This window comes from Stutzerimonas sp. VN223-3, assembly GCF_045999685.1.
In the GTDB taxonomy this organism is placed as follows: domain Bacteria; phylum Pseudomonadota; class Gammaproteobacteria; order Pseudomonadales; family Pseudomonadaceae; genus Stutzerimonas; species Stutzerimonas stutzeri_AR.
The window spans coordinates 1,285,863-1,305,471 of sequence record NZ_RBEC01000002.1 but is presented as its reverse complement, the minus strand read 5'-3'; the positions used below and the strand labels follow the sequence as shown (position 1 = coordinate 1,305,471).

General features: G+C 60.3%; 16 protein-coding genes and 2 tRNA genes. 4 read left to right on the top strand and 14 right to left on the bottom strand.

The annotated features are described in order from the left end of the window. Positions 1–148: 148 nt before the first annotated feature. Both D7241_RS14660 and D7241_RS14655 read left to right on the top strand, forming a co-directional pair. Positions 149–235, top strand: a tRNA-Leu gene (locus D7241_RS14660). 100 nt (positions 236–335) lie between these two features. After that, positions 336–422: transfer RNA gene (locus D7241_RS14655), tRNA-Leu, on the top strand. A 189-nt stretch (positions 423–611) separates the two neighbouring features. Here D7241_RS14655 and D7241_RS14650 read toward each other — a convergent pair. The 11 genes from D7241_RS14650 to D7241_RS14600 all read right to left on the bottom strand — a co-directional run bounded on the left by D7241_RS14650 (position 612) and on the right by D7241_RS14600 (position 13,634). After that, complete coding sequence (locus D7241_RS14650; RefSeq protein ID WP_408102121.1) at positions 612–1,907, bottom strand: adenylosuccinate synthase; 1,296 nt, start codon at positions 1,905–1,907, stop codon at positions 612–614. A gap of 87 nt (positions 1,908–1,994) precedes the next feature. Next, complete coding sequence (locus D7241_RS14645) at positions 1,995–3,182, bottom strand: ATP phosphoribosyltransferase regulatory subunit (protein WP_408102120.1); 1,188 nt, start codon at positions 3,180–3,182, stop codon at positions 1,995–1,997. Positions 3,183–3,464: 282 nt separating this feature from the next. Continuing rightward, a complete protein-coding gene (hflC, locus tag D7241_RS14640; RefSeq protein WP_408102119.1) occupies positions 3,465–4,337 on the bottom strand; it encodes a protease modulator HflC in 873 nt (290 codons plus the stop codon). Further along, a complete protein-coding gene (gene hflK / locus D7241_RS14635) occupies positions 4,337–5,515 on the bottom strand; it encodes an FtsH protease activity modulator HflK (RefSeq protein WP_255977161.1) in 1,179 nt (392 codons plus the stop codon). Before hflK ends, hflC begins: the two co-directional genes overlap by 1 nt. A gap of 97 nt (positions 5,516–5,612) precedes the next feature. Beyond that, positions 5,613–6,914: a ribosome rescue GTPase HflX gene (hflX, locus tag D7241_RS14630; RefSeq protein ID WP_408102118.1), complete on the bottom strand. Its 1,302-nt coding sequence runs from the start codon at positions 6,912–6,914 to the stop codon at positions 5,613–5,615. Between the two features lie 14 nt (positions 6,915–6,928). Beyond that, entirely contained in the window at positions 6,929–7,183 is a 255-nt protein-coding gene (gene hfq, locus D7241_RS14625; protein ID WP_168425119.1) for an RNA chaperone Hfq, read from the bottom strand. Between the two features lie 84 nt (positions 7,184–7,267). Next, positions 7,268–8,239, bottom strand: a complete 972-nt coding sequence (miaA, locus tag D7241_RS14620) for a tRNA (adenosine(37)-N6)-dimethylallyltransferase MiaA (protein ID WP_408102117.1) — start codon at positions 8,237–8,239, stop codon at positions 7,268–7,270. 121 nt (positions 8,240–8,360) lie between these two features. Further along, positions 8,361–10,244, bottom strand: coding sequence for a DNA mismatch repair endonuclease MutL (gene mutL, locus D7241_RS14615; RefSeq protein WP_408102116.1), 1,884 nt, complete (start codon positions 10,242–10,244; stop codon positions 8,361–8,363). After that, complete coding sequence (locus tag D7241_RS14610; RefSeq protein WP_408102115.1) at positions 10,241–11,671, bottom strand: N-acetylmuramoyl-L-alanine amidase; 1,431 nt, start codon at positions 11,669–11,671, stop codon at positions 10,241–10,243. The genes mutL and D7241_RS14610 overlap by 4 nt, the downstream gene beginning before the upstream one ends. A gap of 5 nt (positions 11,672–11,676) precedes the next feature. After that, the gene (gene tsaE / locus D7241_RS14605) at positions 11,677–12,147 is read right to left on the bottom strand and encodes a tRNA (adenosine(37)-N6)-threonylcarbamoyltransferase complex ATPase subunit type 1 TsaE (RefSeq protein WP_408102114.1); all 471 of its coding nucleotides are present in this window, start codon (positions 12,145–12,147) and stop codon (positions 11,677–11,679) included. After that, complete coding sequence (locus D7241_RS14600; RefSeq protein WP_408102113.1) at positions 12,135–13,634, bottom strand: NAD(P)H-hydrate dehydratase; 1,500 nt, start codon at positions 13,632–13,634, stop codon at positions 12,135–12,137. Before D7241_RS14600 ends, tsaE begins: the two co-directional genes overlap by 13 nt. A gap of 173 nt (positions 13,635–13,807) precedes the next feature. Between D7241_RS14600 and queG the strand changes: the two genes are divergently transcribed. Continuing rightward, positions 13,808–14,881, top strand: a complete 1,074-nt coding sequence (gene queG, locus D7241_RS14595; RefSeq protein WP_408102112.1) for a tRNA epoxyqueuosine(34) reductase QueG — start codon at positions 13,808–13,810, stop codon at positions 14,879–14,881. Positions 14,882–15,058: 177 nt separating this feature from the next. After that, positions 15,059–16,207: an aldose epimerase family protein gene (locus D7241_RS14590; protein ID WP_408102111.1), complete on the top strand. Its 1,149-nt coding sequence runs from the start codon at positions 15,059–15,061 to the stop codon at positions 16,205–16,207. 229 nt (positions 16,208–16,436) lie between these two features. Here D7241_RS14590 and dgoD read toward each other — a convergent pair whose 3' ends face one another. Genes dgoD through araH form a run of 3 tightly spaced genes read right to left on the bottom strand, consistent with a single transcriptional unit; the run spans position 16,437 to position 19,601 of the window. After that, positions 16,437–17,585 (bottom strand): galactonate dehydratase, encoded by a 1,149-nt coding sequence (gene dgoD / locus D7241_RS14585; protein ID WP_408102110.1) that lies wholly within the window; start codon positions 17,583–17,585, stop codon positions 16,437–16,439. Positions 17,586–17,615: 30 nt separating this feature from the next. Beyond that, on the bottom strand, positions 17,616–18,596 hold the full coding sequence (locus D7241_RS14580; protein ID WP_408102109.1) for a 2-dehydro-3-deoxygalactonokinase: 981 nt from the start codon (positions 18,594–18,596) through the stop codon (positions 17,616–17,618). A 36-nt stretch (positions 18,597–18,632) separates the two neighbouring features. Then, positions 18,633–19,601, bottom strand: coding sequence for an L-arabinose ABC transporter permease AraH (gene araH / locus D7241_RS14575; RefSeq protein WP_408102108.1), 969 nt, complete (start codon positions 19,599–19,601; stop codon positions 18,633–18,635). Between the last annotated feature and the right edge of the window lie 8 nt (positions 19,602–19,609).

Sequence of the window (19,609 nt, the reverse complement as noted above, 5' to 3'; positions counted from 1 at the left end):
GCGCGAAACGCCTGCTGACGGCAGCTTTCGAGCGAATTATTTTTCCCCTGCGGGCCTTTACAAGGCATAACCCCGCCCGTATAGTTCGCGCCCACAATGTCTGGTAGACGTTGTAGCACGGAAACGATGAACTATCATCGTTTGCAGTGCCCAGGTGGCGGAATTGGTAGACGCACTAGGTTCAGGTCCTAGCGATGGCAACATCGTGGAAGTTCGAGTCTTCTCCTGGGCACCATTTATTTGATGAGATTTCTCTTCCGGAGAATCTTGTAGACACGAGGTTTGTCGGCCTCGACCAGCAATCGACAGAAGTCGGTGAGCAATCATCGCAATGTGCCCAGGTGGCGGAATTGGTAGACGCACTAGGTTCAGGTCCTAGCGATGGCAACATCGTGGAAGTTCGAGTCTTCTCCTGGGCACCACTCTTCAGAAAAAACCGAGCCACTGGCTCGGTTTTTTCGTTTCTGCGCTTGAAAACCAATTAGCCGCCGAGCAACAGCACGATTGCGAAAGGATGAACCCTTTCCGAGCCTAAGGCTCGTTCATTCGCAATCAACCCGAACCCAAATAAGAAGGCCGCCCTTGGGCGGCCTGTTTGTATAGGCGAGCTATCAGGCGTAAGGATGACGCAACACTATCGTCTCGTTGCGATCCGGCCCGGTGGAAATGATGTCGATCGGCGCCTCGACGAGCTCTTCGATTCGCTTGATGTAAGCGCGAGCATTGGCTGGCAGCTCTTCTAGCGTCTTGACTCCGATGGTGGATTCGCTCCAACCCGGCATTTCTTCATATACCGGCTGCAAACCTTGGTAACTGTCTGCATCGGTCGGCGCATCAACCAACACCTCGCCGTTGCGATCTTTATACGCAACGCAGATTCGAATAGTTTCCAGCCCATCGAGCACATCCAGCTTGGTCAGGCAGATACCAGAAACGCTGTTGATCTCAATGGCGCGACGCAGAATCACCGCATCAAACCAGCCGCAACGCCGAGCACGACCGGTCGTAGAGCCGAACTCGTGACCACGTTCCGCCAGACGCGCACCGATATCATCGAACAGCTCAGTCGGAAACGGACCAGAGCCAACACGAGTCGTATAGGCCTTGGTGATACCCAGAATGTAGTCCAGATAAAGCGGACCGAAGCCGGAACCGGTAGCCGTACCACCAGCCGTGGTGCTGGAGCTTGTAACATACGGATAGGTACCGTGATCGATGTCCAGCAGCGAGCCTTGGGCCCCCTCGAACATGATGCGCGCGCCCTGCTTTCGCAGCTCATGCAGGCGAGCCGACACGTCAGCCATCATCGGCTTGAGAATTTCGGCATAACCCAGCGCTTCGTCCAGGGTTTTCTGGAAATCGACAGGCTCTACTTTGTAGAAATTCTGCAGAATAAAGTTGTGATATTCGAGGAGTTCACGCAGCTTGACGGCGAAGCGCTCCGGGTTGAACAGATCGCCAATACGTAGACCCCGACGGGCAACTTTGTCCTCATAGGCCGGCCCGATCCCACGCCCCGTGGTGCCAATCTTGCCTTCTGAGCGTGACGCTTCGCGCGCCTGGTCCAAGGCTACGTGATACGGCAGGATCAACGTACAGGCTGGACTGATACGCAGGCGCTCGCGCACCGGCACGCCCTTTTCTTCCAGCTTGGTGATTTCGCGCATCAGCGCATCCGGCGCCACCACCACACCATTACCGATCAGGCATTGCACCTTTTCGCGCAAAATGCCGGACGGAATCAGATGCAGCACGGTTTTTTCGCCATCGATAACCAGCGTATGACCCGCATTGTGACCGCCCTGGAAACGAACCACGGCAGCCGCCTGGTCGGTCAGCAGATCGACAATCTTGCCCTTGCCCTCATCACCCCACTGGGTGCCCAGGACCACGACATTCTTACCCATAAATCTTTGTCCTCTTCGGCGAAGCATACCGGTCACAACCGGCGAAAAAACTTGAAAACCAGCCTAGCGCATTCAGCGCGACCCGGATCAGCGCGCCAGCGGTGTCACAGTCCAGAAATCATCTTTCAACAGCAGCTGGCGGTCACAGCCGACACTCGACGCGGCATCGCTCTGCTGCCCATCCAAGGCCTGCACGACCCGCTCGCCCTGCTTGCGCAGTCGACAGATCGTCTGCCATAACGCTGGATCAGTGCTGTGCGGCGCCCAGACACCAACTACGGGAGCCACGAGCTCGGCATTACCCAGGGCGACCAGGGTCTTCAGATCCGTCGAAAAACCGGTCGCTGGCCGCGCGCGACCGAAATCCGCACCGATGTCGTCATAACGTCCACCCTGTGCGATCGACTGCCCTACGCCCGGAACGAACACCGCGAACACGACGCCAGTGTGGTAGTGATAACCGCGCAACTCGCCCAGATCAAAGTACAGCGGCAGGGTCGGATACCGTATCGCCAATTGATCAGCGATATGAACTAGGCCTTCGAGCGCCTCGCGCACCTCAACCGGTGCGTCGGCAAGCGCGGCACGCGCAGCATCGAGCGTCTCGCGACCGCCGCAGAGACGGGCCAGCGCGCGCAGCATGCTTGCAAGCGCCGGCTCGAGATCGGCGGTCAAGGCAGCTATTTCATCCATCGCTTTGCGCTGCAGCGCATCGAACAGACGCTGCTCGGCATCGCCAGACAAGCCGGCCGCGCGAGCCAAGCCGCGGTAGATGCCGACATGCCCAAGATCCATATGCACATCAGGCACATCCGCGAGAGCGAGCGTTTCCAGCATCAGACTGATCACTTCAATATCGCTGGAAGTGCTGCCATCGCCATAAAGCTCGGCACCCAACTGAATCGGGCTACGCGAGGTGGCAAGCGCCTGGGGCTTGGCGTGCAGCACGCTACCGGCATAGCAAAGACGGCTGGGCCCTTCGCGGCGCAAGGTGTGAGCATCCACTCTCGCCACTTGCGGCGTGATATCTGCACGCAAGCCCATCTGCCTACCCGACAACGGATCGATGACCTTGAATGTTTTGAGATCAAGATCCTGCCCCGCGCCGGTGAGCAGCGACTCGAGAAATTCCACGTGAGGGGTAATGACCAACTCGTAGCCCCAGCGCTGGAACAGATCCAGCACGCGACGTCGCGCGGTTTCGATACGCGCCGCCTCGGGCGGCAGCACCTCTTCGATGCCATCTGGCAGGAGCCAGCGGTCTACCGTTGCCATTTCGCCAATCACCTCTCGATACGGCAAGCCTAGTCAAGCAGACGAACACCGAGGCTACAGCCTGAGCCGGCCATCGGTCGCGTGCGATTGTGTTTGAACCATGGCGCCGTGCCATGCCCCGCAAGGGGATTAGCATGGCTGACCATGCTCGGATAAGCCTGCTTTCCACAAGGGCGCAGACGCAAAAAAGCCGGGTTTTCCCCGGCTGGCGGATCATAGCAATCTTTTGCCAGGGGGTCACCCGGCGGACCACATCGTCCCGCCGGGTAATTGCCCTTGCAGCTATTGTGCTGTTGCGGATTCCAGGTAGCGGAAGAAATCGCTATTGGGATCCAACACCAAGACATCTTCTTTGTTGGCGAAACTATCGCGATAAGCCTGCAAACTACGATGGAACGAGTAGAACTCGCGATCCTGCTCGTACGCCGCGGCATAAATCGCCGCAGCCTGCGCATCACCATCACCACGCAGCTCCTCGGACTCACGGAAGGCCTCGGCGAGCAATACCCGGCGCTGGCGATCAGCATCAGCCCGAATACCCTCGGCCAGTTCCTTACCCTTCGCACGATGTTCACGGGCTTCACGCTCACGCTCGGAGCTCATGCGCTCGAACACGCTTCGATTCACTTCGCGAGGTAAGTCGATGCCCTTGACGCGCACATCAACAACCTCGATACCGAGCTCCTGCTGCGCAGCCTGATTCAGACTATTGGTGACCAAGGCCATCAGTTCGTCTCGCTGGCCGGATACCGACTCGTGCAGCGTGCGCTTACCGAACTGGTCGCGCAGTGCCGCTTCGAGACGACGCGCAAGACGCTCATCGGCGATCTGTTTCATACCGGAGGTGGCTGTGTAGAAACGCTCAGCGTTGTCGACCCGCCACTTGGCATAGGAATCGACCATCAATGCCTTCTTTTCCAGCGTCAGGTAACGCGCGGTGGCCGTATCGAGCGTCATCAAGCGCGCATCGAACTTACGAACGCTGTTTACGTACGGAATCTTCATATGAAGACCCGGCTTCACATCCGGCTCGACGATACGACCGAAGCGCAACAGCACCGCACGCTCGGTCTGCGAAACGATATAGAAGCTGTTCCATAGAACGATCGCTAGCACCACGCCCACGATAAGCGCCGTCAGGGACTTATTGCTCATTAGCGAACCTCCCGTGTACGCACTTCACGCGGATCGAGCTCCGGCGGCAGACGCGTGGCCTGAGTCGAGGCCGCCGATGCGGGTGCTGCTGAAGATCGCTCGGTGCCATTACGGCTATTGATCATCTTGTCCAACGGTAAATAGAGCAGGTTGTTCTGTCCGCTCTCGCCGGTAACAAGAACCTTGCTGGTATTGCTCATGACTTCCTGGATGGTTTCCAGATACAGGCGTTCGCGCGTTACGTCAGGCGCCTTGCGATACTCGGCAAGCAGTTTGGTGAAGCGATCCGCCTCACCCTGAGCGCGGGAAATCACCGCATCTCGATAACCGCTGGCCTCTTCCAGCATGCGCTGGGCCTGACCACGGGCCTCAGGAATAACGCCGTTGGCGTAGGATTCGGCCTGATTCTTCTCACGCTGCTCATCTTCCCGCGCACGAATTACGTCATCGAAGGCTTCCTGCACTTCACGAGGCGCTGCCGCACTCTGAAGGTTGACCTGCGTGACGACGATGCCAGTGCCGTAGTTATCGAGGAAGCGCTGTAGCCGCTCTTCGACCTCGTTCGCCATCGCCTCACGGCCTTCGGTCAATACTTGATCCATCGCTGTCGAGCCCACCACATGACGAACCGCACTATCGGTTGCATGCTGCAGCGAGGCCTCTGGGTCTTCGACGTTGAGTACGAAGGCCTGCAGATCGCTGATCTTGTATTGCACCGTTAGCGGTACTTCGATGATGTTCTCGTCTTCGGTCAGCATCTGACCCTGCTTGCTGTAAGAGCGCTCGCGAGTGACGTTAGCCTGGAACTTGCGATCGAACGGCGGGAAATAGATATTCAGACCCGGCCCGACGGTTTCGTGATACTTACCGAAACGCAGCACAACCGCCTGCTCCTGTTCGTCGACGATATAGATCGCATTGAACAGCCAGACGACAAGCAGCACCACCAGACCGATCCAGACAAGTCCGAAACCGCCACGTTTGCCGCTGCCACCACCTGACGAACCACCACCACGCTTCTTGCCACCAAACATGCCGTTAAGGCTGTCCTGCAACTTGCGGAAAGCCTCATCCAGGTCCGGCGGACCTTTCTGATCGCCACCACCGCGACGACCACCGCCACCACTACCCCAGGGATCCTGGTTATTCGAGTTGCCACCCGGCTCATTCCAAGCCATAGCGCTCTCCATTCAGATAAAGCTAAAGGCGCGCCAACGGCGCGCCCGCCAATGCTACCGAAAGCCCGAAACAAACGGCTTAAATGCCTTCCAAGCTTTATTGCAAAGTATGTTGGTCGAAGAACTGCTCCGAATCGAGGCCTTCGCGGCTAATCAACCGGTGCAGCTCGACACGCTGCAGCCTTACATCGAGCAAGCTACCGCCCTCTTCATCATGGGATTCGGACTGCACCGCCCCTAGCTCGAATAGCTGCGCCCGCATACGCCCAAGACGCTGCGGGAGTCGAATCGTCCCCACGAACAGATCATTTCCAAGCAGTTCGGCCACGGCTTGCTTCAGCAGATCGAGACCCAACCCCTGCTGCGCCGAAACCCATACCCGCTGCGGAACGCCATCGGCGTTACGCTGAATCTGCGGCTCGATACCTTCGAGTAGATCCACCTTGTTATAGATCTCAAGGATCGGCAGCTCATTTGCACCAATCTCTGCCAGCACCGCCAATACCTGCTCGATCTGCTGATCACGCTCAGGCTCATGCGCATCGATAACATGCAGCAACAAGTCGGCATTACTCGACTCTTCGAGCGTAGCCCGGAAGGATTCGACCAACTTATGCGGCAAATGCCGAATAAAACCTACCGTATCGGCAAGCACCACCGGACCAAGATCGACCAGTTCGAGGCGGCGCAAGGTTGGATCGAGCGTTGCGAACAGCTGGTTGGCGGCGTAGACATCGGATTCGGTCAGGGCATTGAACAGCGTCGACTTACCGGCGTTGGTGTACCCCACCAAGGAAATCAACGGAATATCGGCACGCCGCCGGCCACGACGCGCCTGCTCGCGCTGGCCGCGGACCTTTTCCAGACGCTGTTTGATCTGACGAATGCGTACACGCAGAAGGCGTCGGTCCGTTTCAAGCTGCGTCTCACCCGGACCACGCAGACCGATACCGCCTTTCTGCCGCTCAAGGTGTGTCCAGCCGCGAACCAGGCGCGTACTCATGTGCTCGAGCTGTGCCAGTTCGACCTGTAGCTTGCCTTCATGGGTACGTGCTCGCTGGGCGAAGATATCCAGAATTAGGCCGGTCCGATCGAGCACGCGGCATTCGAGAGCACGTTCGAGGTTGCGCTCCTGACTGGGGGTCAGCGTGTGATTGAAAATGACCAATTCGATCTCGCCATCCTTGACGAGATCGTGCAGTTCCTCAACCTTGCCGCTGCCAATCAGGAACTTGGCGGAAGGCTGATGCCTGGCTACATTGACGAAGCCAACGGTTTCAGCGCCAGCAGACCGTGCCAGTTCCTGAAACTCTTGAGGGTCTTCACGCGCCGCTGGATCCTGACCATCCAAGTGAACCAGGACAGCCCGCTCACCACCACCGGGACGTTCGAAGAACAATGACGGCCCCCCTTTTAGTCGTTACCCGACTCGGACTGCTCCGCATCGCCGGTCGCAGGCAAACGCACCGGGCGCCCGGGGACAACCGTCGAGATGGCGTGCTTGTAAACCATCTGGCTAACGGTGTTCTTCAGAAGAATGACGAATTGATCGAATGACTCGATTTGCCCTTGGAGCTTGATACCATTGACCAGGTAAATGGAAACCGGAACGCGTTCCTTACGCAAAGTGTTCAGGTAAGGGTCTTGTAGCGAATGCCCTTTTGACATGTGCCGCACTCCTTAGAGGATCATTTTCATTAGTAAAATCAAACACGGCTGGTCTATCTGAGAATAGCCGGTCAAATTGCAGTGTCAGCTCAATATGGTGAGCGTCTTCAAGTATTTCAATGCTCGCGGCAGATTGTCGCAGGCCGAGCTTTCCAGCCAGTGAACCCCTTCCCATCCGCGCAACCAGGTCAATTGACGCTTGGCCAGTTGTCGGGTCGCGATAACGCCACGCTGAACCATCTCAGTCCTTGAGTAGGCGCCATCCAGATAACTCCAGACCTGGCGATAACCTACGGCGCGCATGGAGGGAAGTTCAGGATTCAAATCGCTACGTCTACGAAGTGCTTCGACCTCTTCGACAAATCCCTGTTCAACCATCTCTACGAAGCGCTGCTCGATACGCTGATGCAGGACCTGTCGCTGCGCGGGAGCAATGGACAGCTGCGCGACAGTATAAGGTAAGACGCCGGCCTCTGGCGTGCCTGCTCCGGCTTTTTGCAACCTTTGTCGGACACGGTGCTCAGTCATGCTGACACCGCTGACCCGGTAGACCTCCAGCGCTCTGATAAGGCGTTGAGGATCGTTGGGATGAATACGCGCGGCCGACTCCGGATCGACCTCGGTAAGCTGCCGATGGAGCGCTGCTAGCCCTTCTGCCTGCGCCTGCGCTTCCAGCTCAGCGCGCACTACGGCATTGGCCGCGGGCATATCGGCCAAACCTTCGCTAAGGGCCTTGAAGTAAAGCATGGTGCCACCGACCAGTAGCGGAATCCGCCCCGCGGCAGTACTTTCCGCCATCGCCGCCAGAGCGTCGCTGACGAATTCCGCAGCCGAGTAACTTTGCGCCGGGTCACGGATATCGATCAGCCGATGGGGAAACTCCTGGAGCAGCTCGGCTGACGGTTTGGCGGTACCGATGTCCATTCCCCGGTACACCAATGCTGAATCGACACTGATCAAATCGCACGGCAACACTCGAGCAAGCGCAACTGCCAAGTCAGTCTTGCCAGCCGCGGTAGGGCCCATGAGAAAGATGGCGGGGGGAAACGGGGGCATGCTGGGATCCATCATAAAAAAGCTGGAAGCGTGGAAGCGAATCAGTCTGAGGGGGCCGGCAGCCGAAAAAGCCTGCCAAGCATTACTTCAAGCTTGGGCTTTTCAGTTTCAAGCATGCCCCCTATCTACCACGCAAAAATAACTTATCCAGCTCACCCATCCCCATCTGAGTCCAGGTCGGGCGACCGTGATTGCATTGGCCGCTGCGCTCAGTCTGTTCCATATCGCGCAACAGACCATTCATCTCCGGCAAGGTCAGACGTCGATTGGCGCGAACCGCACCGTGGCAGGCCATCGTGCCCAGTAGTTCGTTGAGGTGCGCCTGGATTCGGTCGCTAGTGCCATATTCCAGCAGATCGGCAAGCACATCCTGCACCAACCGGGTTGCCTCGGCCTGCTTGAGCAACGACGGAGTCTGGCGAATAGCCAGACTCTCCGGGCCAAGCCGCTGCAGCTCGAACCCGAGCATCTGAAACCAGTGGTCATGTTCTTCAGCGCAGTCCGCCTCGCGCTGGCTAACGGCGATCGATTCGGGTACCAGCAACGGCTGGCCTCGTAGCCCTTCGCTGGCCATCGCCGTTTTCAGCCGCTCATACATGATCCGCTCATGGGCGGCATGCATGTCTACAAGCACCAACCCCTGAGCATTTTCGGCGAGGATGTAGATACCTTTAAGCTGGGCCAATGCGTAGCCCAGCGGGGGGACGTCATCCTGGCTCTCCGGCAAGACCACAGGACTCGGACTCGCTTCGGCCAGCGGCGAAAAGAACTCGCGATAGGCGCCCTGCGCTTCCGCAATATTGCCGGCCGGCATTGATCGAGGCGCCTGGTAGCCAGCCCCGGCACCGCGCCAGGCAGGTTGCGGCGCCTGCGGCTGTTCCAGCGCACTAGCAGCGAGGCTCATTTCGTTCTGCCCAGCAAACTCACCCGCGGCAAGACCAGTGACCTGGGTCATCGGCGTCACACTGGCCGGCGCAGCCAGTTGATCTTCCGGGCGCACATCGCCCAGCGCTCGATGCAGGGTTCCGTAGAGGAAGTCATGCACCATCCGGTTATCGCGGAAGCGCACTTCGTGCTTGGTCGGATGGACATTGACGTCGACCACCGATGGATCCACATCGAGGAATAACACGAAGGTCGGATGGCGACCGTTGAACAACACGTCGCGGTAAGCCTGGCGCACCGCATGGGCGACCAGCTTGTCGCGCACCATCCGCCCGTTCACGTAGAAATACTGTAGATCTGCCTGACTGCGGGAAAATGTCGGCAAACCAACCCAGCCCCAGAGATGCAGGCCGTTGCGCTCTATCTCGACCGGCAGCGCCTGCTCGAGAAAGGCAGGCCCGCACACCGAAGCTACGCGCCGCGCCCGGGAGGCGGCATCACAGGCCTGATGCAGCGCCAACACAACCTTGCCGTTGTGACGCAGATGAAAAGCCACATCGAAACGCGCCAGAGCCAGACGCTTGATAACTTCCTGCAGATGATCGAATTCCGTCTTCTCGGTACGCAAAAATTTACGGCGCGCCGGCGTGTTGAAGAACAGATCGCGAACCTCGACCGAACTGCCGACCGGGTGTGCCGCCGGTTGAACACGCGCCTCCATATCGCGACCCTCGGTTTCCACCTGCCAGGCCTCGGCGGCATCGGCGGTGCGCGAGGTCAACGTCAGGCGCGATACCGAACTGATCGACGCCAGGGCCTCGCCGCGGAAGCCCAGGCTCATCACACGCTCAAGATCTTCCAGATCACGGATTTTGCTGGTGGCGTGCCGAGCCAAGGCAAGCGGCAAATCATCTGCCGGAATACCGCAACCATCGTCACGCACGCGCAGCAGTTTCACGCCACCCTGCTCGACATCTATCTCAATTCGCGTGGCGCCCGAATCCAGGCTGTTTTCCAGCAGTTCCTTGATCACCGAAGCAGGCCGCTCGACTACTTCCCCGGCCGCAATCTGATTCGCCAGCCGCGGGCTCAGCAGCTGGATGCGGGCAGCTTCGGTCATGGCTGCGACGCCAATGTGGTCGCAGGAATATTCAGCGTCTGGCCGACCTTGATCAGGTCGCTCTTCAGGCTATTGGCGTTGCGCAACGCCGGCAGACTGATCTGATAGCGCTCTGCAAGTAACGCCAGGCTTTCGCCGGAACGCACCACATGCTCGCGCGGGCCACTAGCGATTTTTCCGGAGTCACGCATCCAGGCTACATAAGTGCCTGGCGGCGGATTTTCATGGAAGAACTGCCGCACGCCGCTGTGAATCGAGCGCGCCAGCGACTGCTGATGAGAAGCGGTCTGCAGCTTGCGCGCCTCGGACGGATTAGAGATGAAACCAGTTTCCACGAGAATCGATGGAATATCCGGCGATTTCAACACCATGAACCCCGCCTGCTCCACCCTGCGTTTGTGCAGCGGCGTAATGCGGCCCATATTACTCAGCACCTTCTGCCCAACGTTGAGGCTGGAGGACAGCGATGCGGTCATCGACAAATCCAACAACACGCCAGCGAGCATCTGGTCCTTGTCGTCGAGGCTGACGTTGCCCGCGCCGCCGATCAAGTCCGAACGGTTCTCGCTGTCGGCCAGCCAACGTGCGGTTTCCGATGTAGCGCCACGGTCCGACAGCGCGAACACGGACGCCCCATAGGCGGCCGAGCGCGGCGCGGCGTCGGCGTGTATCGAAACGAAAAGGTCGGCGCCTTTCTTCCGCGCGATCTCGGTACGCTTACGCAGAGGGATGAAGTAATCACCGGTGCGCACCAGCTCGGCGCGGAAGCCTTTTTCAGTATTGATCTGTCGCTGCAGTTCCTTGGCTATCTGCAACACCACACCCTTCTCATAGACCTTGCCCGGCCCGATCGCACCAGGGTCTTCGCCACCATGGCCAGCATCGATGGCGATGACGATGTCACGCTTGCTCGTTGGCAACGGCGGCAGCTTCAACGAAGGGAGGGTCGGCGAAACTGGCGTAGCGGGGGTGCTCGGAGTAGTCGTGGCTGGAACATTGGCGGTGGCCGCCGAAGCATCGGCTTCGTCATCGTACAAATCGACCACGAGGCGGTGCCCATATTGCTGGTTGGGCGTCAGCGTGAAGCTTTTGGGGGTGACCTGCGCGGAAAGATCAATGACCACGCGCAGCGTATCGGCGTCGAACTTCGCCGCCCGCAGGCCAGAAATGGGCGTGTTCTTTAGCGGTAATTGTTCGAACGGCTTCGGCAGGTTGCCGCCATCTACATCGATGACGATGCGATCCGGTGACGTCAAGGTGAAAACCTTGTGCTGTACCGGGCCGGAGAGATCGAATACCAGCCGCGTATTATCCGGCGCTCGCCACAGACGCACGCTTTGCACGTCGGAAGCAGCCAGGACCTGTACGGCCGCGAGCATTAATGCCAAACCACTTACCAGCGCGCGCATGCGCATACCCAACCCCATGTTTTTCATTGATTACTAATGGTCAGGGCGGAACACCAGCCTTCACCGCGCTTGCCCCGTGGCGTCAAACGCAGCGTACGACCGGCCCCGTGCGGCGTAATGGTAATGTCCAGGTCGGCCTTTGGCAAAATACCGGCGCCACGTTCCGGCCACTCTACCAGGCACAGGGCGTCTCCTTCGAAATAGTCGCGAATGCCTAGAAATTCCAGTTCTTCCGGATCGACGAGCCGGTACAGATCGAAATGAAAGACGCGCGCGTGCGGCGTCTCGTATGGCTCGACCAGGGTAAAAGTCGGACTCTTGACCTTGCCCTCGTGGCCGAAACCGCGGATCAGCCCGCGCGATAATGTGGTTTTGCCCGCCCCTAGATCACCGTGCAGGTAGATCACGCCCCGACCAGCGGTCGCCTCAGCGATGCGCGCACCGAGCGCCAGCATCGCCTCTTCATCTGCTGCAAACAGCGTCACTTCCGACATGGCGATTGTTCCTCGAGCAATTGGCGGACAGCTGGGATCAGATCGGCTGCAGCAAGTCCTCGACCTTGCACACCCAGACGTTCGCCCGCCGCAGCATGCAACCAGACGGAGAGACAAGCCGCTTCGAACGGCGCCAGTCCCTGCGCAAGCAATGCGCCACCGACACCAGCCAGCACATCGCCGAGGCCAGCGCTGGCCATCGCCGGGTGTCCGCGATCACATAGCGCCAGTCGGCCATCGCGGTCGGCGATCAGGGTTCCGGCGCCCTTGAGCAGCACGGCACAATCGAAACGAACAGCCAGGGCGCGCGCAGCGGCGGGTCGATCGGCCTGGACCTCGGCTACCGAAATATCCAGCAGTCGCGCGGCCTCGCCGGGATGTGGCGTCAACAGGCAATCGCTCGGCAGCTCGACCGCACCGGCTGCCAGTAAATTCAGCGCATCGGCGTCCCACACCTGAGGTACGCGACACTGAGGGGCCAACGACAGCAAACTGCGCCCCCACGGGGCCTGCCCCAGGCCAGGTCCGATTACCAGCACATCGGCGCGCTGGGTCAGCGCTGTCAGCGCATATGTGGATTCGACACCGCTGCACATGATTTCCGGGCGCCGCACCAGCGCGGCGGTGACGTGCTCGGGGCGTGTCGCCAGGGTCACCATGCCAGCCCCGCAGCGCAACGCAGCTTCGGCAGACAGCAGTGCGGCGCCGCCCGTACCGAGGTCTCCACCGATCACCAGTACCTGACCAAAGCTGCCTTTATGAGCAGTCGGAGAGCGGGGCGCGAGCACCGGCAGATTCGCTTTGGACAAGCGCACTGCCGAAGGCTCGATCTGCTCGACTACCACCGCATCGGCTTGCAGATCGTCGAAAACCAAAGCACCCACCCGATCCGGCCCCTCACCCGTAAATAGACCGACCTTGAGACCGATGAAAGACACCGTCAGGTCGGCGCGCACCGCTTGTCCGAGCACGCGGCCGGTATCGGCGCACAGGCCAGACGGCAAATCGACCGCCAATACCGGCAGGGTACTTTCATTGATCGAGTGGATCGCAGCCGCATAAGGCTCTCGGACATCGCCAGAGATACCCGTGCCCAGCAGCGCATCGACCAATACGCCCCGCAACCTTGCTTCCTGCGTCCATTGCCGAATGGCCACTCCGGCGCTCTGCGCCTCAGCGAAGGCTTGCGCAGCGTCGCCCTGTAATTGCTGCGGGTCACCGATCGCAAACACCTCGACCCGACGACCGGCACGCTGCGCCAACGCCGCTATCAGGTAGCCGTCACCGGCATTATTGCCGCGCCCCGCCAATACCGTGATTGGCTCTTCATCAGGCCAGCGCTTGCGCAGCGCGCGCCAAGAAGCGTGAGCCGCGCGCTGCATCAACTCGAAACCAGGCGTTCCAGCAGCGATCAGACGGGTATCGAGCTCGCGCACCTGAGCCGCGGAATATAAAGAGGTAGGCAGAGTATCGGTGGTCTGAGACATGAATCACCCGAGCGAATATCTGGCAGAATTATACGCATGCGACCGCCGTGCCGCCCGCGGCGCATCCAGCCTCATGGCGACCGCGCAAGGTTCGACGGCAGCAAACTAGAAACTTCCGCGGGCGCACCGCACAAACGACGCCGCACGCCGCGAATTCTCGAAGATCCGATTCAATGTCCAGCAACGCTCCCGACCCCGCTGCCCTCGCCCAGTCCATCAAGGAATGGGGCCGTGAGCTCGGCTTCCAGCAAGTCGGCATTACCGGTGTCGATCTGGCTGAGCACGAAGCGCACCTCGAGCGCTGGCTAGAAGCCGGTTATCACGGCGAGATGGACTATATGGCTGCCCATGGCAGCAAACGTTCCCATCCGGATCAGCTGGTTCCTGGCACGCTGCGGGTCATCTCGCTGCGCATGGACTATCTGCCGGGCGACACACGCATGACCGAGCAACTGGCGCATCCCGAAAAGGCCTATGTGTCCCGCTACGCGCTGGGCCGTGACTATCACAAGCTGATCCGCAAGCGCCTGCAACATCTGGCCGAGCGCATTCAGCAAGTGATCGGCCCCTTCGGCTTTCGTGCGTTCGTCGACAGCGCACCGGTACTGGAAAAGGCCGTGGCGCAGCAGGCCGGCCTCGGCTGGATCGGCAAGAACACCCTGGTGCTCAACCGCAAGGCTGGCAGCTGGTTCTTTCTTGGCGAACTTTTCGTCGATATCGCCCTGCCGGTCGACGAGCCTACCGCGCGGGATCATTGCGGCAGTTGCCGTGCCTGTCTGGACATCTGCCCGACGGAGGCTTTCGTCGGTGAACGCGTGCTGGATGCGCGGCGCTGCATTTCCTACCTCACCATCGAGCTGAAAGGCCCGATCCCCGTCGAGCTGCGGTCGAAAATTGGCAACCGCGTATTCGGCTGCGATGACTGCCAGATCGTCTGCCCCTGGAATCGCTTCGCCCGGCCGACCGAGCAGAGCGACTTCCAGCCGCGCCATAGCCTGGACAATGCCGAACTAGCGAGCCTGTTTCGCTGGACCGAAGACGAATTCCTCAGCCGTACCGAAGGCTCGCCGCTGCGTCGGACGGGTTATCAGAACTGGTTGCGCAACCTGGCGGTCGGGCTGGGCAACGCCCCGTCCAGCATTCCCGTGCTGGAAGCGCTCCAGGCGCGTCGCGACGACCCCTCGGAGCTGGTGCGCGAGCATGTGCACTGGGCGCTCGCACAACATGAAGCCCGCCAGAACAGCTGACCGCCCCGGCTATCAGCACTGCAGGCATATCGTTTTGCGTATGACAAACACCTGAATTCGTATTGGGAGGGAATGGCTCGGCTGTCTAGGCTTCAGCCGGCGCAGCGCCGCCCTGCATCCATACAGCCCTGGCGACGTGCGTTCACGCAGAAAACAACAACAATGTCAGGTGAAGCCATGCAACACAGACTGTTACTCAACGGAATTGCCCTCGCTCTTATGATCAGCACATTCGGCGCCCAGGCCGCAGGCCTGTCCAACCAGCACGGCAGCTTCGGCAAGATGCCGGACGGCACGCCCATCGAAAAATACACCCTGAAGAACAGCCAGGGGGTGGAGGCGGTCGTGATCACCTATGGCGGCGTGCTGCAATCGCTGCTGGTACCGGACAAGAACGGCAAGCTCGAGGACATCGTGCTCGGCTTCGATGACGTCGACGGGTACATCAAGAACGGTAATGTCTATTTCGGCGCCACCATTGGGCGCTTCGGCAACCGCATCGCCGATGGCCGCTTCGAACTCGACGGCACGACGTACCAGATCCCGCAGAACGATGGCAGCAATGCACTGCACGGCGGGCCGCAGGGATTCGATAAGCGGGTCTGGAAGGCCAAACCCGCCGATGAAGACGGCTGGGTCGGTGTCGAGCTGAGCTATGTATCTCCCGACGGTGAGATGGGCTTTCCCGGCACCATGACCACTCACGTGACCTACAGCCTCAACGAAGACAACGAGCTGCGCATCCAGTACAGCGCCACCACCGATAAACCCACAGCGCTCAACCTGACCAACCACAGCTACTTCAATCTCGCCGGGGCCGGCAGCCCGAGTGTGCTCGATCAGGTCGCCACGCTTCACGCGTCGCGCTATACGCCGGTGACCAAGAAGCTGATCCCCACCGGCGAGCTGGCTGAGGTCAAGGGCACGCCGATGGATTTCCTCCGGCCGACCAGCTTTGGCGCACATATCAAAGATGATCACCAACAACTGAAATTCGCCGAACCCAAGGCCGGCGGCTTCGATTTCAACTGGGTGCTGGATACCGATGGAGACCTGAGCAAGCTGGCCGCCGAAGTGCTAGATCCCGAGTCCGGTCGGCGGCTGCTGATGTACACCACCGAGCCCGGCGTCCAGCTCTATACCGGCAACTTCCTCGACGGCAGCATCCACGGAAAAGGTGGTAAGGCGTACCCGCACTGGAGCGCCTTTACCCTCGAAACGCAGCACTACCCGGACTCGCCCAATCAGCCGAACTTTCCAAGTACCCGCCTCGACCCGGGCGAGACCTATACCCAGACCACTATCTATAAATTTCCCAAGCCCTGATGCGGAAGGCCCCACATGGGGCCTTTTGCCTGGTTCCGGCCGCCCACCTCAACGGTTACGAGTTCGCGGCCGTTTTTCTGGTGGGCTAAAGCCCACCCTACAATTTTTTTTGCATTCCCCGCGCTGGTACGTGCGCCACTCCTGAGTATCGTAGGGTGGGCTTCAGCCCACCGGCTCCGGCGCGACGCGCTGGGCTAAAGCGGAACGCGCCGGCCGCCCAATCGCAGCCCTACCACTCCGCCACGCTGCCGTCGGCGTGACGCCAGATCGGGTTGCGCCAGCGATGACCGATGCGCGCCTGCTCCAGCACATAGGCCTCGTTGACCTCAATGCCCAGGCCCGGCCCGTTCGGAATCGCAACGAAGCCATCCTCATAATCGAACACCTGCCGATTGCTGATGTAGTCGAGCAGGTCGTTGCCCTGGTTGTAATGAATACCCAGGCTCTGCTCTTGAATGAACGCGTTGTAACAGACGCCATCCAGTTGCAAGCAGGCAGCTAGCGCGATCGGCCCCAGCGGACAATGTAACGCCAGCGCGACGTCGTAGGCCTCGGCCATGCTGGCGATCTTGCGCGTCTCGGTGATGCCGCCAGCGTGAGAGGTGTCTGGTTGAATGATGTCGACGTAGCCCTCGGCGAGGATGCGTTTGAAATCCCAGCGCGAGTACAGCCGCTCGCCTAAGGCAATCGGTGCGCAGGACAGCGGCGCCAGCTCCTTGAGCGCCTCGTAGTTATCGCTGAGCACCGGCTCCTCGATGAACATCGGCCGATACGGCTCGAGTTCCTTGATCAGAATCTTCGCCATGGGCTTGTGCACACGGCCGTGAAAATCAACGCCAATACCGATGTTCTTGCCCACCGCATCGCGCACCGCGGCCATATTCGCCAGCACCGCATCGACCTTGGCGTGGCTGTCGACGAACTGCAGCTCCTCGCTGGCGTTCATTTTCACCGCCGTGAAGCCGCGCGCCACTGCATCGCGGGCGGCGTTGGCGGTGTCGGCTGGGCGATCACCGCCGATCCAGGAATACACGCGGATGCGCTCGCGCACCCGACCACCCAGCAACTCGCTGACCGAGACACCCAATGCCTTGCCCTTGATGTCCCACAGCGCTTGATCGATGCCGGCAATGGCGCTCATGAGGATGGGCCCGCCGCGATAGAAGCCGCCGCGGTACATCACCGTCCAGAGGTCTTCGACGTTGCGCGGGTCGCGGCCGATGAGGTAGTCGGCCAGCTCTTCCACCGCCGCGGCGACACTATGCGCGCGGCCTTCGACGACAGGCTCGCCCCAGCCGGTGACGCCTTCATCGGTTTCGATCTTGAGGAACAGCCAGCGTGGCGGCACGACCAGTGTGGTGAGGCGAGTTATCTTCATTCGGCAGTCTCTAAGGTTGCGGTCAGCCCGTTAATGGCCAGCGTGGTGTCGAACATGCGGCTCTCCTGCTGCCTCGGCAGCGACCAGACCAGCCCCTTCGGCGATTTTCCAGAGCCCGGCGGCCGTCGCCTCGGGTGCGAAGCGCAGCGACTCGAAGCCGCAATATTCCAGCGCCCACAGGTAACGGGCGCACAGGGTCGAATTACCGATGAGGACGATGGGCTGCAACGGCAGCACCTGCAGCGTTGATGTCATGGCGGCCAGCTCGTGGCCGATCAGCAGCCCGGACAGATAGTCGGCCTGGGCCGTGCCGCTGAGTTCGCCAGTCAGCACCAGCGTGCGGCTGCTGAAAATGGTGGCCAGCGGGCCGCCCTGCCCCTCGTGCAATCTGGCCACGCAAAGACCGCGCTCGAACGCGGCGGCATTGAAGGCGTCATTGGCAACCGCCGTGCGTCCGAGAATGGTGTGGCCGAGCAGCGCCTGATAAACCTCACCGGTCATGAAGGTCTGGAAATGGCGGAGCCGGCCGCCTTCCATCGTGACCCATTTGCTGTGACTGCCCGGCAAGCCAATCAGCAATGGCGCAGCGTGATCGGCATCGCCGTCGAGCAGACCGAACACCTGGGTCTCCTCGCCACGCATCACGTTGGGCAGCGTGCCGCGCTGAATCACGCCGGGCACCAGCCACAGCGGCATGCCGCGCGGTCGCTTGATCGGCAACAACGCCGAACCCAATTCTCCGACACCAAGCGGCGCCTCGACATAGGTCGCTTCGCGCCAACCCTGGGCACTGCCGATCATGCCGCAGGCGATTATCGGGACCTCGGGACCGGCCGCCTGCCAATCGCCGCAGGCCTGTTCCAGCGCGCTTTCAAAGCCGGCCTCGCTGCCATCGAGCTGCATGATGCCCAGCGGCAGGCTGCGCTCTTCCAACGTTTCGCCGGCCGCACCGAGCCGATAGGCACTCAGTGAACTGGTGCCCCAGTCCAGCGCGATCAGATGTGTCTTCACGGATTCTCCAGCGCGCCGCCATCGGCGCGATTGGGATCAGCGCTGCTTCAGCCGATCGATGATCACCGCCAGCAGCAGAATCGTGCCGCGGATGACGTACTGGTAGAAGGTGTCGATGTTTTTCAGGTTCATCGCATTCTCGATGATGGCCAGAATCAACACCCCCGCGATCACATGGCGAATCATGCCGATGCCGCCGCTGAGCGAGACGCCACCGAGCACGCAGGCGGAGATCACGGTCAGCTCGAAGCCCTGGCCGATCATCGGCTGCCCCGAGGTCATCCGCGACGCCAGCACCACGCCGGCCAGCGCACCGATCAATCCGTGCACGGCGAAGATGATGATCTTGGTGCGGTCGACATTGACCCCAGCCAGCCGAGCCGCCTCTTCGTTGCCGCCGATGGCCATGGTGTTGCGGCCGTAGGTGGTGTAGTTGAGCAGCCAACCGAAGAAGACGAAGCAGAGGATGGTGATCAGGATGGGCACCGGTACGCCGAACAGCCCGCCGTTACCGAACAGGAAGAATTCCTCCTGCATCACCCCCACGGCCTTGCCATCGGAAAAGATGTAGGCCAGCCCGCGCACAATCTGCATGGTCGCCAACGTCGCAATCAGTGCGTTGATGCGCAGCTTAGCGATCACGATGCCGTTGATCAGCCCGACCACCAGGCCCATCGCCAACGCTGCCGAGACACCGAGGAACACGCTTTCGGTGTCGCGCATCACCACCGCTGCCACCACGCCGGCGCAGGCGATCACCGAGCCGACCGACAGGTCGAAGTGGCCGGACGCCAAGCAGAACAGCATGGTGCAGGCCGCGATGCCGACAGTGGATATGGCGAGACCGAGGCCACGCATATTCAATGGCGATAGAAAATTATCGATGAAGATCGCCGACAGTACGAAGATGCCGAGCGCGGCCAGCACCATGACCCAGTCATCGAGAAAGCGGCGCATGTTGAGACCCTGCCGCGGCGCGGACAGAGCGTTTTGTTGAGCAGACATAAAGCACC

Coding starts and splice junctions, on each gene's coding strand:
- D7241_RS14650 (WP_408102121.1), bottom strand. CDS start 1,907: ATGGGTAAGAATGTCGTGGTCCTGGGCACCCAGTGGGGTGATGAGGGC.
- D7241_RS14645 (WP_408102120.1), bottom strand. CDS start 3,182: ATGGCAACGGTAGACCGCTGGCTCCTGCCAGATGGCATCGAAGAGGTG.
- hflC (WP_408102119.1), bottom strand. CDS start 4,337: ATGAGCAATAAGTCCCTGACGGCGCTTATCGTGGGCGTGGTGCTAGCG.
- hflK (WP_255977161.1), bottom strand. CDS start 5,515: ATGGCTTGGAATGAGCCGGGTGGCAACTCGAATAACCAGGATCCCTGG.
- hfq (WP_168425119.1), bottom strand. CDS start 7,183: ATGTCAAAAGGGCATTCGCTACAAGACCCTTACCTGAACACTTTGCGT.
- miaA (WP_408102117.1), bottom strand. CDS start 8,239: ATGCCCCCGTTTCCCCCCGCCATCTTTCTCATGGGCCCTACCGCGGCT.
- mutL (WP_408102116.1), bottom strand. CDS start 10,244: ATGACCGAAGCTGCCCGCATCCAGCTGCTGAGCCCGCGGCTGGCGAAT.
- D7241_RS14610 (WP_408102115.1), bottom strand. CDS start 11,671: ATGGGGTTGGGTATGCGCATGCGCGCGCTGGTAAGTGGTTTGGCATTA.
- tsaE (WP_408102114.1), bottom strand. CDS start 12,147: ATGTCGGAAGTGACGCTGTTTGCAGCAGATGAAGAGGCGATGCTGGCG.
- D7241_RS14600 (WP_408102113.1), bottom strand. CDS start 13,634: ATGTCTCAGACCACCGATACTCTGCCTACCTCTTTATATTCCGCGGCT.
- queG (WP_408102112.1), top strand. CDS start 13,808: ATGTCCAGCAACGCTCCCGACCCCGCTGCCCTCGCCCAGTCCATCAAG.
- D7241_RS14590 (WP_408102111.1), top strand. CDS start 15,059: ATGCAACACAGACTGTTACTCAACGGAATTGCCCTCGCTCTTATGATC.
- dgoD (WP_408102110.1), bottom strand. CDS start 17,585: ATGAAGATAACTCGCCTCACCACACTGGTCGTGCCGCCACGCTGGCTG.
- araH (WP_408102108.1), bottom strand. CDS start 19,601: ATGTCTGCTCAACAAAACGCTCTGTCCGCGCCGCGGCAGGGTCTCAAC.